This is a genomic window from Mesorhizobium sp. WSM4837, from assembly GCF_055811435.1.
The window spans coordinates 1-338 of sequence record NZ_JBVVQE010000269.1 but is presented as its reverse complement, the minus strand read 5'-3'; the positions used below and the strand labels follow the sequence as shown (position 1 = coordinate 338).

1 protein-coding gene is annotated in these 338 nt (G+C 58.0%); it reads left to right on the top strand.

Annotated features, from left to right (window positions below):
• Positions 1 to 338, top strand: a 338-nt coding sequence (locus tag AC0L3D_RS37045; protein ID WP_473647581.1) for a type 2 periplasmic-binding domain-containing protein, incomplete at both ends; no start/stop codon positions are given.

The following is a 338-nucleotide window of genomic DNA, read 5'->3' as shown; positions in this document are numbered from 1 at the left end:
GCGGAAACACTCGCCCCCGCTGTTCGCGGCGCACTCTTGCACATCCAGTGCTCGATTATTTCTTGGGATCCGTTTAATCCGGCTCAGTCCGATCGCCGTTTCAGGATCACCCTTTCCGATTTCGCCACACTCGTGTTTTTTGAAAAGGTCGTGGAGCGTGTTGCACGCGAAGCACCCGCCGTCAGCTTCGAATTGCTGCCGCTCGACGACGACCCCGATGAGCTTCTCCGGCGCGGTGACGTCGATTTTCTGATTTGTCCAGAATTGTTCATGTCGAGCGCGCATCCAAGAGCGGCGCTGTTCGACGACACGCTCGTGTGCGTAGGCTGCCCCACGAA